16 protein-coding genes are annotated in these 14,740 nt (G+C 75.1%); 9 read left to right on the top strand and 7 right to left on the bottom strand.

Annotated features, from left to right (window positions below; genetic code table 11):
- Positions 1 to 276: 276 nt before the first annotated feature.
- A complete protein-coding gene (locus ACFPL3_RS04105) occupies positions 277 to 1,473 on the bottom strand; it encodes a glycosyltransferase family 87 protein (RefSeq protein ID WP_343945209.1) in 1,197 nt (398 codons plus the stop codon).
- Positions 1,474 to 1,552: 79 nt separating this feature from the next.
- On the opposite strand from ACFPL3_RS04105, the gene ACFPL3_RS04100 reads away from it, so the two are divergent.
- Together ACFPL3_RS04100 and add are read left to right on the top strand one after the other, a co-directional pair.
- Positions 1,553 to 2,899 (top strand): neutral zinc metallopeptidase, encoded by a 1,347-nt coding sequence (locus ACFPL3_RS04100; RefSeq protein WP_379588379.1) that lies wholly within the window; start codon positions 1,553 to 1,555, stop codon positions 2,897 to 2,899.
- A 168-nt stretch (positions 2,900 to 3,067) separates the two neighbouring features.
- Entirely contained in the window at positions 3,068 to 4,096 is a 1,029-nt protein-coding gene (add, locus tag ACFPL3_RS04095) for an adenosine deaminase (protein WP_343938074.1), read from the top strand.
- A gap of 84 nt (positions 4,097 to 4,180) precedes the next feature.
- Here the strand turns inward: add and ACFPL3_RS04090 are convergent, their stop codons facing one another.
- Entirely contained in the window at positions 4,181 to 5,092 is a 912-nt protein-coding gene (locus tag ACFPL3_RS04090) for a tetratricopeptide repeat protein (protein ID WP_343938075.1), read from the bottom strand.
- Between the two features lie 314 nt (positions 5,093 to 5,406).
- Here ACFPL3_RS04090 and ACFPL3_RS04085 point away from each other — a divergent pair, with 314 nt between their 5' ends.
- Positions 5,407 to 5,700: a hypothetical protein gene (locus tag ACFPL3_RS04085; protein WP_343938076.1), complete on the top strand. Its 294-nt coding sequence runs from the start codon at positions 5,407 to 5,409 to the stop codon at positions 5,698 to 5,700.
- Positions 5,701 to 5,757: 57 nt separating this feature from the next.
- Here the strand turns inward: ACFPL3_RS04085 and ACFPL3_RS04080 are convergent, their stop codons facing one another.
- Positions 5,758 to 6,060: an MTH1187 family thiamine-binding protein gene (locus ACFPL3_RS04080; RefSeq protein ID WP_343938078.1), complete on the bottom strand. Its 303-nt coding sequence runs from the start codon at positions 6,058 to 6,060 to the stop codon at positions 5,758 to 5,760.
- A gap of 89 nt (positions 6,061 to 6,149) precedes the next feature.
- Between ACFPL3_RS04080 and ACFPL3_RS04075 the strand changes: the two genes are divergently transcribed.
- Complete coding sequence (locus tag ACFPL3_RS04075; RefSeq protein WP_343938080.1) at positions 6,150 to 6,677, top strand: MarR family winged helix-turn-helix transcriptional regulator; 528 nt, start codon at positions 6,150 to 6,152, stop codon at positions 6,675 to 6,677.
- A 17-nt stretch (positions 6,678 to 6,694) separates the two neighbouring features.
- On the opposite strand, the gene ACFPL3_RS04070 is transcribed toward ACFPL3_RS04075, so the two are convergent.
- Positions 6,695 to 6,964 carry a hypothetical protein gene (locus tag ACFPL3_RS04070; protein ID WP_343938083.1) on the bottom strand — a complete coding sequence of 90 codons (270 nt, stop codon included), beginning with the start codon at positions 6,962 to 6,964 and terminating at the stop codon, positions 6,695 to 6,697.
- A gap of 111 nt (positions 6,965 to 7,075) precedes the next feature.
- Between ACFPL3_RS04070 and ACFPL3_RS04065 the strand changes: the two genes are divergently transcribed.
- Positions 7,076 to 7,981 carry a pentapeptide repeat-containing protein gene (locus ACFPL3_RS04065; protein WP_343938085.1) on the top strand — a complete coding sequence of 302 codons (906 nt, stop codon included), beginning with the start codon at positions 7,076 to 7,078 and terminating at the stop codon, positions 7,979 to 7,981.
- Positions 7,978 to 9,069 (top strand): hypothetical protein, encoded by a 1,092-nt coding sequence (locus ACFPL3_RS04060; protein WP_379588378.1) that lies wholly within the window; start codon positions 7,978 to 7,980, stop codon positions 9,067 to 9,069. The genes ACFPL3_RS04065 and ACFPL3_RS04060 overlap by 4 nt, the downstream gene beginning before the upstream one ends.
- Before the next feature lie 9 nt (positions 9,070 to 9,078).
- On the opposite strand, the gene meaB is transcribed toward ACFPL3_RS04060, so the two are convergent.
- Both meaB and ACFPL3_RS04050 read right to left on the bottom strand, forming a co-directional pair.
- On the bottom strand, positions 9,079 to 10,077 hold the full coding sequence (meaB, locus tag ACFPL3_RS04055) for a methylmalonyl Co-A mutase-associated GTPase MeaB (RefSeq protein ID WP_343942357.1): 999 nt from the start codon (positions 10,075 to 10,077) through the stop codon (positions 9,079 to 9,081).
- A 7-nt stretch (positions 10,078 to 10,084) separates the two neighbouring features.
- Complete coding sequence (locus tag ACFPL3_RS04050) at positions 10,085 to 11,275, bottom strand: acetyl-CoA C-acetyltransferase (RefSeq protein ID WP_343942358.1); 1,191 nt, start codon at positions 11,273 to 11,275, stop codon at positions 10,085 to 10,087.
- Between the two features lie 121 nt (positions 11,276 to 11,396).
- On the opposite strand from ACFPL3_RS04050, the gene mce reads away from it, so the two are divergent.
- The 3 genes from mce to ACFPL3_RS04035 all read left to right on the top strand — a co-directional run bounded on the left by mce (position 11,397) and on the right by ACFPL3_RS04035 (position 14,467).
- Positions 11,397 to 11,828, top strand: coding sequence for a methylmalonyl-CoA epimerase (gene mce, locus ACFPL3_RS04045; RefSeq protein WP_343942359.1), 432 nt, complete (start codon positions 11,397 to 11,399; stop codon positions 11,826 to 11,828).
- Positions 11,829 to 11,934: 106 nt separating this feature from the next.
- Positions 11,935 to 13,266, top strand: coding sequence for a crotonyl-CoA carboxylase/reductase (gene ccrA, locus ACFPL3_RS04040; protein ID WP_343942360.1), 1,332 nt, complete (start codon positions 11,935 to 11,937; stop codon positions 13,264 to 13,266).
- 91 nt (positions 13,267 to 13,357) lie between these two features.
- Positions 13,358 to 14,467, top strand: coding sequence for a coiled-coil domain-containing protein (locus ACFPL3_RS04035; protein WP_379588377.1), 1,110 nt, complete (start codon positions 13,358 to 13,360; stop codon positions 14,465 to 14,467).
- A 10-nt stretch (positions 14,468 to 14,477) separates the two neighbouring features.
- Here the strand turns inward: ACFPL3_RS04035 and ACFPL3_RS04030 are convergent, their stop codons facing one another.
- Entirely contained in the window at positions 14,478 to 14,720 is a 243-nt protein-coding gene (locus ACFPL3_RS04030; RefSeq protein ID WP_343942362.1) for a hypothetical protein, read from the bottom strand.
- Between the last annotated feature and the right edge of the window lie 20 nt (positions 14,721 to 14,740).

Here is a 14,740-nt window from a genome sequence, read left to right as displayed (position 1 = left end):
CGCGCCCGAGGTTCCGAGCCGGGAGGCGGCGTTCACCGGCGGCGCACCGGACCCGGCCGCCGAGGCCCCGGCCACCCGCGCCCCGCAGCGGCCGTCGGCGGTCGCCGGGCCGCCCGGCGTCGGCGCGGGCACGAGCGCGCCCACCGTCGAGCGGCGCACCACCCCGTCCGGGGGCGCGCACGGTGCGGACGAGTCCGCCGCCGCGCCGTGGAGCCCCGCGCGGGCGGGCGGAGCCCCGTCACCGGAGCCGCGGCCGTTCGCGGGCGGGTCGGCCGGTCAGTCGGGCACCGAGGAGGACACCGGCGCCGGTGCCCCCGCGGCCGCGGACGAGCGGGCCGACCGCACCGACGACGACAGCAGCACCGCCCAGTAGCCCACCAGGATCAGGCAGTAGAGCGAGCGGGCGACGTCGGCGAGGGTGTTGTCGGGCGGCCACTCGGCGTTCCACGACACCGGGATGACGGCCAGCGCGAGTCCCGCGGCCGTGAGCGCGCCCAGCCCGAGTGGCACGAGCGCGAGCGCGCCGGGGAACAGCAGCAGGAGGTAGTTGTGCCAGGCGATCGGGGAGAACAGCAGCCCGGCCGCCAGCACCGCCCACGGCGCGGTGCCTGCCGGGTCGATCCGGTCGCGCCGCCTGCCGATCCAGACGAGCGTGCCGACGAGCACCACCAGGCCCGCCAGCGTGCCGACCACCGACGGCACCCCGAACCGCACGGCCAGCCCGGGCAGGGACGCGTTGTCGACGGTGTCCGGCACCGGCTCGGTGAAGGCGATCTTCAGCCACTCGATCGCGCTGGAGGGCCCGGCGACGAGCGCCCCCGCGATCGTCGCCACCGCGGCGGCGGCGACGCCCGCGCGCAGCGGCGCCCACCGGCGCTGGACCGCGAGCAGGAGCAGCACCGGCGCGAGCGACGGCTTGAGCGCCACCGTGACCCCGTACAGCACGGCGGCGAGCACCGGCCGCCCGCGGCGCTCGGCGATCCAGCCTGCGACGAGACCCGTGAGGAGCAGCGGGTAGATCTGCCCGAGCACGAGCGTGCCGTGCAGCGGGGAGGAGGCCAGCACAGCGAGCAGCGCCAGTGCCGTGGCGGTGCGGGACAGCCGCACCTCCCTGGCCACCGCGAGCACCGAGGCCACCACCAGGAGCAGCGTGAACACCGCGAACACCCGGTAGGCGGTGAGCGCGTCCAGCCAGGCGAACGGCACCAGCAGCACGGTCAGCAGCGGCGGGTTGAGGTTGGTCAGCTTCGCCGGCGTGTCGTAGATGTCCGCGCCCGAGACGAGGGCCACCGCGGAGTGCCAGAACGTGTCGAAGTCGACGTGCAGGTCGCGCATGTCGGCCCCGGGCAACAGCGTCACCAGCGCGTCGGGGTGCCGGACGTGCAGCACCACGGCGGCGACGAGCGAGGCCAGCACCAGCAGTCCGGACACCACCAGCGCCCGCCGGCCCGGCTCTCGGTTCAGCAGGGACACGGTGCCTGACGCTATCCCGCCGCCCCCTGTTCGTCCGAACCGCTCCCCCGCAGCGGCCCGGCACGCGATGATGGAGCGCGTGCGCGCACCGACCAGCCGGCTCACCGCCCTCGTCGTCGCGGCCCTCATCCTGTTCGCGGGAGGCTGCAGCGTCGCCGTGCCCGGCAGCGCGCGCCCCACGCCGCCGCCCACGCAGGCGGCCGCCGCGCTCGCGGTGGGGCCCGGGCCGGCCGGCCGGGTCGCGGAGGCCGCCACCGAGGCCCTGCAGGAGTTCTGGCGCGCCGAACTCCCGGCCGCGTTCGGTCGCGAGTGGAGCGACATCAGCGACTTCGTCCCGGTGGCCACGCAGGACCCGGACGCCCCGGTGCCGCCGTGCGTCAACCGCGCGGCCGACGTCGCCGACCAGGCCTTCTACTGCCCGTCCGCCGACATCGTGGCGTGGGACGCCGACGGGTTGATCCCGGCGCTGCACGATCGGTTCGGCCCGGTGGGCGTGGCGGTGGTGCTCGCCCACGAGGTGGGCCACGCCGTGCAGTCGCGGCTCGGGCTGGACGCCGCGCAGGCCGGCGACCCGGAGCGGTTCCCCACGATCCTGCTCGAGTCGATGGCCGACTGCTACGCGGGCGCCGCGCTGGCCCACTTCGCCGACGACCCCGTCGCCGGCCTCCCGCTGGGCGCCACCGAGCGCGACCAGGCGATGCAGGCGCTCGTCGGCTTCCGCGATCCGCTCGGGGTGGCCGCGGTCGACGAGTCCGCCCACGGCAACGCGTTCGACCGGGTCTCGGCGTTCCAGGACGGGTGGACCGAGGGCGCCACGCTGTGCGGCGGCATGACGCTGGAGAACCGCACGTTCACCCAGCGCCGGTTCGGCTCGGAGGCCGACCTGGCGCGGGGTGGCAACCTGCCGTTGCGCGAGCTGCTCGCGTTCGTCGAACGGGACGCGGCCGAGTTCTTCGGCGGGCTGGCTCCCGCGTGGACGCCACCGCCGCTCTCCAGCGGCGCGGCCTGCCCCGATCCCGACCTCGTCGCGCAGGGGCCCGCCGCGTACTGCCCGGACGACGGCGGGGTGGCCGTCGACATCGCCGCGCTCCAGCGGCTCCACGACCAGGTCGGCGACTTCGCGGGCGCCACCGTCCTGGCGAGCCGCTACGGCCTCGCGATGCGCGACGCCAGCGGGCTGTCGGCCGTCGGCCTGCCTGCCGGTGCCGCCGCCACCTGCCTCACCGGGGCCTACACGGGCCGGTTGTTCGGCGCCGACGACGGGTTCCAGCTCTCCCCGGGCGACCTCGACGAGGCCGTGCAGGTGCTGCTCGCCGCCGACTGGGTGGCCCGCGACGCCGCCGGTGCCTCCGACCCGGCCGACCACGGGTTCGAGCGCATCGGCCGCTTCCGCACCGGCCTGCTCGAGGGCCCGTCGGCCTGTTGAGCTGGGGTTGACGCCGGTGCGGCCGGCGGTGAAACTGGCGCTCGTGGATCTCCGGACGGCCGAGCTGCTGCGGCGGCCGCTGTACGGGCAGTGCTACGACCGGGGCGACGCCGACTGGTAGGAGCGCGCTCGCGCCCGCCGTCCGTCCCGTCCTCCCGAGAGGTTCCCGTGTCCCCGTCCCCCGTGGCGGCGTTCGTCGCTGCCCTGCCCAAGGTCGAGCTGCACCTGCACCTGGTGGGCTCTGCCTCCCTCGACACCGTGCTCGCCCTGGCCCGCCGCCACCCCGGCGGCGGGGTCCCCACCGACCGCGACGAGCTGCGCCGCTTCTACGGCTTCACCGACTTCCCGCACTTCCTCACCGTCTACCACCGGGTGAACCGGCTGGTCACCACGGGCGCCGACGTCGTCACGCTGCTCGACGGGCTCGCCGCCGAGCTGGCGCTGCGCAGCGTGCGCTACGCCGAGGTCCAGGTCACGCCGGTGCGCAACCACATGGCCGGGATCGGCTACGCCGACCTCGCCGCGGCGCTCGCCGACGGCCGCGCGCTGGCGCGGGAGCGGCACGGCGTGGAGCTGGGCTGGGTGTTCGACGCCGACGCCGCGCTCGGGCCCGCCGGCGCGGAGGAAACCGTCGACTTCGCGGTCCGCCACCGGCCGGAGGGCACGGTCGGCATCGGCCTGGGCGGGCCCGAGGCCGGTGTCCGCCGGGCGGACTTCGCACCCGCCTTCCGCCGCGCCGTCGCCGCCGGCCTGCACAGCCTTCCGCACGCCGGGGAGACCGTCGGGCCGGACGAGGTGTGGGCGGCGGTCACCGAGCTCGGCGCGGAGCGGGTCGGGCACGGGATCGGAGCCGCGGGCGACCCGCGGCTCCTCGAGCACCTCGCCGAGCACGGCATCGCGCTGGAGGTCTGCCCCGTCTCGAACCTGCGCACCGGCGCGGTGCGGGACGTCGCCGAGCACCCGCTGCCCGCGCTCGTGGCCGCCGGGGTTCCGGTCACCCTCGCCACCGACGACCCGGGCATGTTCCACACCGACCTCGACGCCGAGTACCTGCTCTGCCACGAGGCCTTCGGGATGGGGGTCGCCGAGCTGGCCGCCATCGCCCGCACGGGTGCCCGCGCCGCCTACTGCCCCACGCAGCTGCGTGACTCCCTGCTCGCGGAGATCGACCGGGTGGAGGCCGCCCACGCCCGCTGATCAGGGGTAGGAAGATCGCGAGTATCGGTTGTCCATGGCTGTCACCGCGACCATGGACAACCGATACCGCGGATCATGCCGGGCTCAGAAGAGCGCCCGGGCCAGCGCGCGGCGGGCCGCGGTGACCCGAGCGTCGTCGGCCGGGAACAGCTCGAACAGGCCCACCAGGTGCTGGCGGACGCGTTCGCGCTCGTCGCCCGCGGTGCGGGCCACGGTCTTCACGAGACGGTCGAAGGCCGCCTCGGCGCGATCGCCCGCCACCTCGGCGTCAGCGGCGGCGAGCTGCGCGTCGACGTCGTCGGGCGCGGCGTCGGCCCGGGCCACCGACGACGGGTCGGCCGACTCGGTGCGCGCGAGGAACCGCACCTGCGCCAGCGCGGCGGCGGCCTGCTCGTTGGCCGGCTCGGCCGCCAGGATCTGCTGGTAGGCGGCTTCGGCGGCGGCGTAGTCGCCGCGTTCGAGGGCGTCCTCGGCGGCCGTGAAGCGCGGGTCCTCCGGCTCCTCTGCGGGCTCGGCGCCGGTGGCGCCCGCCTCGGCCTGGGCGATGGCGGGCATCCGCTCGCGCAACGCGTCGAGCAGGGCGCCGATCCACTGCTTGACCTGCGGCTCCGGCAGCGCGCCCTGGAACGCGTCGATCGGCTGCCCGCCGGCCACCGCGACCACCATCGGGATGGACTGCACCCCGAAGGCCTGGGCGATCCGCGGGTTGGCGTCGACGTCGACCTTGGCGAGGATCCAGGCCCCGTTGCCGGCCTCCGCGAGGCGCTCCAGCACCGGGGAGAGCTGCTTGCAGGGCCCGCACCACTCGGCCCAGAGGTCGACGACGACCGGCACCTGCAGGGAGCGTTCCAGCACGTCGGCCTGGAAGCTCTGCTCCGAGACGTCGACGACGAACCGGCCACCACCTCCGGTGCCGCCGTCGGGCGGCGCCGCCTGCTGGCGGGCGGCCGCCTCGGACCGGGCCTTCAACGCGGAGAGGTCGACCGCACCGGCCATCGCGCGCGACAATGCGGCCGTCTGCGCCGCCTGACGAGGATCGGGTCGAGACACGCCGTTCATCCTGCCACCGGCGGCCGCCGGCGCGCGCAGCCGCCGAACATCAGCCGATCGGGTCGAGCCGGACGGGAACTCCTCACAGCCGGTGATCACGCGCTGAATTCGTCCGATCGCGCTGCGCCACCGATCACCGGACCGGGCGAGCACCAGACCAGCGGGCCACTCGTTGAGCATGTAGGAGTGACCGCACGGTCGCTCTGCGTAGACATCCGCTCGGCCGCACCCCGCGGCTTCCCTCACTCGAAGGAACCTGCATGAGCACGGAGAACACCGTCGCCGACCGCCTGCTCGAGGACGCCCGCAAGAAGACCGCCAAGAGCGAGAGCCCCGTGCTGGGCAAGGTGGCCCTGATCGTGGGGGCGATCGCCCTGCTCGTCAGCCCGATCTCGATCGTCGGCTGGATCGTGGGCGCCGTCGCCATCGGCCTCGGCGCGGCCGCGGTGCGCCGGCCCGCCGCCGCGAAGATGGCGAAGATCGCGATGCTGCTCGGCGGTGCGGCGATCCTGATCGGGGTCTTCTTCTTCACCCTGAACGTCGCCCTGGGCTGACGCCGGGGCACTCACCGAGGAGGGCCGCACGAGAACCGTGCGGCCCTCCTCGCGTTCTCAGCCCTCCTCGAGCGCGGCCTCGACGCGCTCGACCTTCGACCGCAGCTGCCCGGTGTACCCCGGCCTGATGTCGGCCTTGAGCACGAGGCTCACCCGCGGCGCGTGGGCCTGCACCGCTTCCACGGCGCGCTTGACGACCTCCATCCCCTCGTCCCACGTCTCGGACTCGATCGTGGTGAACATCGAGGTGGTCTCGTTGGGCAGGCCGGACTCCCGGACCACGCGGACGGCGTCGGCGACGGCCGCACTCACACTGTCACCGGGCGTGCCGGCAGGCGCGATGCTGAAGGCGAAGAGCATGCGATCACCCTGCCTCAGCAGCCCTCTTCGCCGCGAGCCGAGCGCGCGCCGGCCTGCTCGTGACAGCAACACTGCTAACGTCGCGAGTCATGGCCCGTCGGCAGCCGCTGCCCTTCGACCCGATTCTGCGCGCAGCCGAACTGTGGGACGAGCGGATCGGCCCGGCCCGCACCATGGCCGCCGTGACGAGCGTGATGCGGGTGCAGCAGATCCTCCTCTCCGCCGTGGACGGCGCGCTGAAGCCCCACGGCCTGACCTTCGCCCGCTACGAGGCACTGGTGCTCCTCACGTTCTCCCGCACCGGGCGCCTGCCCATGCGCGTGATGGGGGAACGGCTGCAGCTGCACCCCACGAGCGTGACGAACATCGTGGACCGGTTGCAGGCCGACGGCCTGGTGCGCCGCATCCCGCACCCCACCGACCGGCGCGCCACGCTCGTGGAGATCACCGAGGCCGGCTCGGCACTGCGCGAGGAGGCCACCAAGTCGGTGACCGCGATCGACTTCGGCCTGGGCGGCCTCACCCCGGACGAGGAGACGCAGCTGACCATCCTGCTCGGCCGTGTGCGGCAGGCGGCAGGCGACTTCGTGGAGGGCAACGAGCACACGCGCCGCTGAGGCGACCGGCGCGGGACTCAGCCCTTCTCCGCACCACCTCCGCTCCCGCCGTCGGCCGGAGGCGGCCCGCCGTGCCCGGCCCCACCCGGCCACGAGCGCATCGGCGCCCCGCCCCGCCTGCTGCTCCGGCGCCTGCTCCGCCGCCTCCCGGGCGCCCCGGGCCGGTTGTTCGGCCCTGCCGGCCCCCACTCCCGCCTGCGGCGGCTGCGCCGGCCCGCGCAGAAGCCGCCGAGCGCGCCACCCGCCGACCCGGCGAGCGCCCATACCGAGCACGTCGTGAGATCCACGGTGCCTCCCCCTCACAGGTGTTGCCGCCCTGTTGCGGCAACGCCGTTGACACTAAGCCGCATCCCCGACATCCTGGGATCGCCCGTCCCGGCGGCGAGGGGGAACCAGGGATGAAGGGTCGGCTGATGCTGCTGGCCACGGTGCTCGCGGCGATCGCGGTCACGGTGGCCACCACGGTGGTGCTCCTGCTCGTCGATCCCGGCGCACCGCGGTCCGAGGCCATCCGCACGGGCGCGTTGAGCGGCGGCGCGGTGGTGGCGCTCTACGCGTTGTGGCTCAACGACCGCAGGCGCCGGGTCGAGGAGGCCCGCCACGACCTGGAGGGCGAGAAGGTCGCCGACGAGCGCTTCGCCCGCTCCGTCGAGCTGCTCGGCGACGAGGCCGACCAGGTCCGGGTGGGCGCGCTGCACTCGCTGGCCTGGCTCGCCGGGTCCACGCCCCGGTACAAGCAGACGGTCCTCGACGTCCTGTGCGCCTACCTGCGGCGCCCGTTCGAGCACCCCGAGCTGAGCGACCACCCCGATCCGGCGGGTGCGCCCCCGGCGAGCGACCCGGAGGCCGACCGGGAGCGGGAGGTGCGGCGCACCGCGCAGCGCCTGATCGCCGACCTGCTCCCGTGGGGTGAAGATCCCGACGAGCGCCGGTACCACCTCGACCTGTCCGGGGCCCGGCTCGACTTCCTCCGCCTGGAGGACCGGCGGATCGGTCGCCTCACGGCGCGCCGCGCCCGCTTCCACGGCGCCACCAAGCTCGCACGCCTCGACGCGTCCAAGGTCGTCCACCTCACCGACGCCACCTTCCACGGCCGGCTCGACCTGCGCGGGGCGCGGCTGGCGGGCGGCGTCTCCTTCCAGCGCACGGCGTTCCACGGCGAGGTGGCGCTCGAGGGCACCGCCGTCTCCACGTTCCTCGACATCGAGACCACCGCCCCCGCCGCCCGGAAGGGCACGTTGCGCGTCGGGCCGGAGACCCGGATCGAGGGCACCGTCGAGGGCTGGGGGCTCGCCACCCCATGACCGGGCGTGGTGCGGCGGGCGGGCTGCGGGCGGCACGGTCCGCGCGCGGCTGGTCGCAGTCGCAGGCGGCGCGGGAGCTGGCCGAGCTCGCCCGGTCGAGCGGCGCCCCGGTGGCCGGGGCGGCGAGCCTCAAGACGCTGCTCTCACGCTGGGAGAACGGCCACGCGCTGCCCGAGCCGCAGTACCGCTCCCTGCTCGGCGAGCTCTACGGCCGCACGCCGGAGGAGCTCGGCATCGCGGGGCCGCCTGCCGACCCGGAGGCAGCAGGAGCGGCGGGCCGGCTCCGGTCGGCGCTCGCCGCCGCGGCGGCGGTCGACGGCGCGGCGCTGGCCCTGTGGCGCGAGCAGCTCGACGTCGCCGTCCGGCTCGACGACGAGCTCGGCACCACCGGCGCCGGGGAGGTCGTCCGCGCGCTGGTCGAGCGCCTGCACGACACGGCCCTCCACGCGCTCACCCCGGCCGGGCGGGCGGGCGTCGAGGCCGTGCTGGCCCCGGCGGCCGTCCTCGCGGGTGCCCAGGAGCTCGATCGCGGCCGTCCCGACCTCGCCTGGCAGCGCTACCAGCGAGCCCGGGCCGCTGCCCTCGAGGCGGAGCGGGCCGACGTGGCCGGCGACGCGTACGCGGGCCTCGCCACCGTGCTGCTCGACGTCCACGAGCCGGCCGCCGCCGAAGCCCTGCTGCAGGCGGCCGAGGCCGAGCTCCCGGGCCCGGCGCGCGCCCGCCTCGCCGGCGCGCGCGCCGCCACGGCCGCAGCGTTGGGCGACGCGTCCGAGGCGCGCCGCGCCATCGCCACAGCCGACGTCGCAACGGCCGCCGTCCCGGTCGAGCTCGCCGACCTCGACCGCTGGCACGGCCACGCGCTCGCCGTCCTCGGCCACCCGGGCGCCGTCCAGCCGCTGCGGCGCGCCCTCGCCGCGCCGCCCCGGTCGGTGCGCCACCTGGCAGCCGTCCACGCCGACCTCGCTCTGGCCCTGGCCGCCGAGCACCCCGAGGACGCCGCCGGGCACGCCCGCACCGCCCGCGAGCTCGCCGAGCGGATCGGCTCCACCCGCACGCAGGAGCGCCTGGCCGCGTTGCGCCTGTCCTGACGCGACCGGTCAGCCGGACTGCGGTGTGTCGCGGGCGAGCCGCGCGGTGAGCGCGTCGGCGGCCACGTACGCGTCGAGCTCGCCCGCGGCCACGCGCTCCGCGAGCCGGGGAAGGCCGGCCGCGCCGCGCAGATCGCCGATGCGGCTGCGGTGCTGTTCGAGCGCGATGGCCTCGATCTCCGCCGCGGCCCTGGCCCGGCGCCGCCTGGCCCGCTCGCCTGCCCGGTCGAGCCACGACCGGTGGTCGTCGAGCGCGGCCACGAGCTCGTCCACGCCTTCGCCGCGGGAGGCGACGGTGCGCACCACCGGCCGCCGCCACACCTCGCCCGCCTCCGGGTCGTCGGTCCCCTGCTCGCCGAACGCGAGCATCTGCCGCAGGTCGCGCACGGTCTGCCGGGCACCGTCGCGGTCGGCCTTGTTCACCACGAACACGTCGGCGATCTCGAGGATCCCCGCCTTCGCCGCCTGCACGCCGTCGCCCGCGCCGGGCGCGAGCAGCACCACGGTGGTGTCGGCGAGGGCCACGACCTCCACCTCGGACTGGCCCACGCCCACGGTCTCGACGAGCACCACGTCGCACCCGGCGGCGTCGAGCACGCGCAGCGCCTGCGGGGTGGCCCAGGCCAGCCCGCCGAGGTGGCCGCGGGTGGCCATCGAGCGGATGAACACGCCGTCATCCGTGGCGTGCTCCCCCATCCGCACCCGGTCGCCGAGCAGCGCACCGCCGGAGAACGGCGACGACGGGTCGACGGCGAGCACCCCCACCTTCCGGCCCTGGGCGCGCAGCCTGCCCACCAGCGCCGAGGTGGTGGTCGACTTCCCGACGCCGGGCGGGCCGGTGAGGCCCACGACGTGGGCGCGCCCGGTGTGCGGGCCGAGGGCGGCCGCGACCTCACGCAGCGCGCTCTCGGCCCCGTCCTCGACGAGAGAGATCAGCCGGGCCACCGCGAGCTGCTCGCCGCGCCGCGCGCGTTCGACCAGCTCGCGGACGTCGACCCGGCGGGGCAAGGCCCGCTCAGCTCGCCGCGGGAACGCGGATGATCAGCGCGTCGCCCTGCCCGCCACCGCCGCAGAGCGCGGCCGCACCGACTCCGCCGCCGTGGCGGCCGAGCTCCAGCGCGAGGTGCAGCGCGAGGCGCGCGCCCGACATGCCGATCGGGTGGCCGAGGGCGATCGCACCGCCGTTGACGTTGACCTTGTCGGCGTCGATACCAAGCTTCTTGGTGGACACGAGCCCGACGGCGGCGAACGCCTCGTTGATCTCCACGAGGTCGAGGTCGGTGGGGGCGATGCCCTCCTTGGCGCACGCCGCCGTGATGGCGTTGGCCGGCTGCTCGTGCAGGCTCGCGTCGGGGCCCGCCACCACGCCGTGCGCACCGATCTCGGCGATCCAGGTGAGACCGAGCTCCTCGGCCCTCGCACGGCTCATCACGACCACGGCCGCGGCGCCGTCGGAGATCTGGGAGGACGAGCCCGCGGTGATCGTGCCGTCGGACGAGAACGCGGGACGCAGCTTCGCGAGGCCCTCGGCGGTGGTGTCGCCGCGCACGCCCTCGTCGGTGGAGACGACGATCGGGTCGCCCTTGCGCTGCGGCACGCTGACGGGCGCGATCTCGGCCTCGAACGTGCCGTCGGCGGCGGCCGTGGCGGCCAGCTGGTGCGACCGCGCGGCGAAGGCGTCCTGGTCCTCGCGGGTGACGCCGTAGCGGGCGTTGAACTTCTCGGTGGCCGCGCCCATCGGCAGCTGGTCGAAGGCGCAGAAGAGACCGTCGTGCGACATGTGGTCGAGCAGTGTGACGTCGCCGAACTTGAAGCCGGCCCGCGACTTCGGCAGCAGGTGCGGGGCCTGCGTCATCGACTCCTGGCCACCCGCCACCACGATGTCGAACTCACCTGCCCGGATGAGCTGGTCGGCCAGGGCGATGGCGTCGAGCCCCGACAGGCAGACCTTGTTGATCGTGAGCGCCGGGACGTCCATGGGGATGCCCGCGCCCGCGGCCGCCTGGCGCGCCGGGATCTGGCCTGCGCCGGCCGTGAGCACCTGACCCATGATCACGTACTGGACCTGGCCGGGCGCCACACCGGCCCGCTCGAGCGCGGCCTTGATGGCGACGGAACCCAGCTGGGCGCCGCTGAAGTCCTTGAGCGCGCCGGACATCTTGCCCATCGGCGTGCGGGCCCCGGCGACGATCACGGATCCGGACACGACTGACCTCCATCGGCTGCACTGGCGAGCGACTCGACGATACCCGCGGGTAGCCACGATCGCGGCCGTGACGACCCGCACAGCGTCGACCGCCGTGAGCTGCGGCGGTTACATTCCGCCGATGAGCGAACACACGGTCCTCGCGGTCGACCACGTCGGCATCGCGGTGGCGGACCTCGACGCGGCGATCGAGTGGTACGCCTCCACCTTCGGGCTCGTGGCCACGCACGTGGAGACGAACGACGAGCAGGGGGTGCGCGAGGCGATGCTGTCCGCGCCCGGCGACGCGGGTGCCGCGGTCCAGTTGCTCGCGCCGCTGCGGGAGGACTCCGCGATCGCGAAGTTCCTCGACCGCAGCGGGCCGGGCATCCAGCAGCTGGCCTACCGGGTGGCCGACGTCGACGCGAGCTGCGCGGCGCTGCGGGAGAAGGGCCTGCGGTTGCTCTACGACGAGCCGCGGCGCGGCACGGCCGGGTCGCGCATCAACTTCGTGCACCCGAAGGACGCAGGCGGGGTGCTCGTGGAGCTCGTGGAGCCGGCAGCAGAGCACTGACGTGGGCCCCGACGTGGGCACTGTCACGCGCGGATTCCTGCACGTCATGGTTACCCTACCGCCCAGTAACCGGGTGTAGCCGGGAGCCGAGCCAACGGAGGCAGCCGTGCAGGAGATCCGCGACGCCATCCTCGCCGAGCAGTACGACGCCCTGGCCGGGCTCGAGGTGCCCGACCACTACCGGGGTGTCACGGTGCATGCCGACGAGGCCGAGATGTTCGCCGGCATCCCGACGCGGGAGAAGGACCCGCGCAAGAGCCTTCACCTGGACGACGTGGCGACCCCCGAGCTGGGGCCGGGTGAGGCGATCGTCGCGGTGATGGCCAGCGCGATCAACTACAACACCGTGTGGACGTCGATCTTCGAGCCGCTGCCGACGTTCGGGTTCCTGCGCCGCTACGGGCGGCTCTCGGAGCTGACGAAGCGCCACGACCTGCCCTACCACGTGGTGGGCTCGGACCTGTCGGGCGTCGTCCTGCGCACGGGGCCCGGCGTCACGCGCTGGAAGGCGGGCGACCGGGTGGTGGCGCACTGCCTGTCGGTGGAGCTGGAGAGCCCCGACGGGCACGACGACACCATGCTCGACCCCGAGCAGCGCATCTGGGGCTTCGAGACGAACTTCGGCGGGCTCGCCGAGCTCGCGCTGGTGAAGTCCAACCAGCTCATGCCCAAGCCGGCCCACCTCACCTGGGAGGAGGCCGCCTGCCCCGGCCTGGTCAACTCCACCGCCTACCGCCAGCTCGTGTCCCGGCACGGCGCCGACATGAAGCAGGGCGACACGGTGCTGATCTGGGGCGCGTCGGGCGGGCTGGGCTCCTACGCCACCCAGTACGCGCTGAACGGCGGCGCGATCCCGGTGTGCGTGGTGTCGTCCCCGCAGAAGGCCGAGATCTGCCGCCGGATGGGCGCGGAGCTGATCATCGACCGGAGCGCGGAGGGCTACCGGTTCTGGAAGGACGAGCACACCCAGGACCAGCAGGAGTGGAAGCGGTTCGGCGCCCGGATCCGCGAGCTCACCGGCGGCGACGACCCGGACATCGTCTTCGAGCACCCGGGGCGGGAGACGTTCGGCGCGAGCGTGTACGTCACGCGCAAGGGCGGGACGATCGTGACCTGCGCGTCCACATCGGGCTACGAGCACAGCTACGACAACCGCTACCTGTGGATGAACCTCAAGCGGATCGTCGGCTCGCACTTCGCGAACTACCGCGAGTCGTTCGAAGCGAACCGGTTGATCGACAAGGGTCTGATCCACCCGACGCTGTCGAAGGTCTACCCGCTCGCGGAGACCGGGCAGGCGGCCCTCGACGTCCACACGAACAGCCACCAGGGGAAGGTCGGCGTGCTCGCGCTCGCCCCGCAGGAGGGACTCGGCGTCACTGATCCGGACAAGCGGGAGCGCCATCTGGACGCGATCAACCGCTTCCGGGGAGTCTGATCGAACCAGGTCCCACCCGTACGGGTGAGGCTGTTCACCCTCCGAACGCGCAGCCGACCACCGTCCGAGGCGCGCCCGGTACGGTGACACCATGGCCGGGAACGCCGCACCACCCCCGTCCGACGCCGGCTTCGAGATCGTGCGCAGGGGCTACGACCAGGGACAGGTCGATGCACACCTGCGCCGGCTCGACGCCGAGGTGAGCATCCTCGTCACCGATCGCGATGCGGCACTCGCGCAGGCGGTGCAGCTGGCGAGGGAGCTGGACGAGGCCCGGGTGCGGGCGGAGAAGCTGCGGGCGCAGGTCCGCACGCTGGCGAGCCCGAGCCAGAGCCCGCAGGGCACCACCGAGCGGATCCGCTCCATGCTGCGGCTCGCCGAGGACGAGGTCGCCGACATGCTCGCGCGCGCCGAGGCGGAGGCGAACCGGCGCACCCAGGAGGCCGACGCGCAGGCGGCGCAGACGCTCGCGGCCGCCCAGGCCGACGCCGAGGCGGTCCGCGAGGAGGGGCGCACCGACGCGGAGAAGATGCGCCAGGAGCTCGCGGAGGAGCGGGAGGCGTTCCGGCTGGAGCGCGATGCCGCCCTGGAACGGCTGGCCGCCGAACGCACGTCCACCGAGGCCGATCTCGCGGCCCGGAAAGAGGCGGCCGAGGAGGCGCAGGCCCGGGCGTGGGCGGAGTCGGAGGCCCGCCGCAAGACGGTGGAGGAGGACTTCCGCATCGCCATGGACCAGCGGCGCGCGGAATCGCTCGCCGCCCTCGCCGCCGCCCACTCCGCAGCGCTGCGCGATGCCGCCGAGCTGCGCCAGTCCGCGGCCGCCGAGGCACGCGAGATCGTCGCGAAGGCGGAGGAGCAGGCGCGTCAGCGCATCGACGAGGCCGAGCGCCGCGTCGAGGAGCTGGTCGCCGTGCGCGCCCGCATGGCCGAGCAGCTCGGGCGCACGCGCATGATGCTCGACGACACCCTCGGGTCCCTGCACATCGCGCCGGAGCAGCTCATCCCGGCCGCGCGTCCCGCAGCCGACGACCCGGACCCGTCACCCGCCGCCCCTGCACCGTCGGCCGATGCCGACGACCGGGCGGCCGACACGCCCGCGGGCGACGACGGGGTGGACGACGAGCGCGCCGAGGAGCCGGCCGCAGCCCACCAGCCGTCGCGCCGCAGGCGCCGCCGCTCCCGGGCCGGCTCGAGCCGCTGAACGCTGCTGGCTAGCCCGGCCGCCTGCGCGCCCGCGCGGCCCAGCAGGACGCGTGCCAGTGCCTGCGGTCGGCCACCGAGCCGAGCTCGCCGGCGGGCCAGGTGACGACGTGCCCGGTGCCCGCGCGGATCACCTGCTGGCAGCCGGGGCAGCGGTAGTCCTTGCCCGCGGCCGACCCGGGCACGGTGCGCACCACCCAGTCGCCGTCGCCGGCCGACTCGCGACGCGTGAGCGCGGCCGACCGCAGCGGCACGTGCTCCGGGCGGCGGTGAC

Origin of the sequence: Pseudonocardia zijingensis, from assembly GCF_042657305.1 — a bacterium.
GTDB classification, from domain to species: Bacteria; Actinomycetota; Actinomycetes; order Mycobacteriales; family Pseudonocardiaceae; genus Pseudonocardia; species Pseudonocardia zijingensis.
This window is presented reverse-complemented; position numbering and strand designations above follow the sequence as displayed.

What these genes read in the sequence shown, in the direction of transcription:
- ACFPL3_RS04090 (WP_343938075.1), bottom strand. Translation starts at nt 5,092, where the DNA reads ATGGCCGGTGCGGTCGACCTCTCCGCGTTGAAGGCCCGGTCCGAGGCG.
- mce (WP_343942359.1), top strand. Translation starts at nt 11,397, where the DNA reads ATGAGCGAACACACGGTCCTCGCGGTCGACCACGTCGGCATCGCGGTG.
- ACFPL3_RS04080 (WP_343938078.1), bottom strand. Translation starts at nt 6,060, where the DNA reads ATGCTCTTCGCCTTCAGCATCGCGCCTGCCGGCACGCCCGGTGACAGT.
- ACFPL3_RS04065 (WP_343938085.1), top strand. Translation starts at nt 7,076, where the DNA reads ATGAAGGGTCGGCTGATGCTGCTGGCCACGGTGCTCGCGGCGATCGCG.
- ACFPL3_RS04085 (WP_343938076.1), top strand. Translation starts at nt 5,407, where the DNA reads ATGAGCACGGAGAACACCGTCGCCGACCGCCTGCTCGAGGACGCCCGC.
- ACFPL3_RS04035 (WP_379588377.1), top strand. Translation starts at nt 13,358, where the DNA reads ATGGCCGGGAACGCCGCACCACCCCCGTCCGACGCCGGCTTCGAGATC.
- ACFPL3_RS04060 (WP_379588378.1), top strand. Translation starts at nt 7,978, where the DNA reads ATGACCGGGCGTGGTGCGGCGGGCGGGCTGCGGGCGGCACGGTCCGCG.
- ACFPL3_RS04075 (WP_343938080.1), top strand. Translation starts at nt 6,150, where the DNA reads ATGGCCCGTCGGCAGCCGCTGCCCTTCGACCCGATTCTGCGCGCAGCC.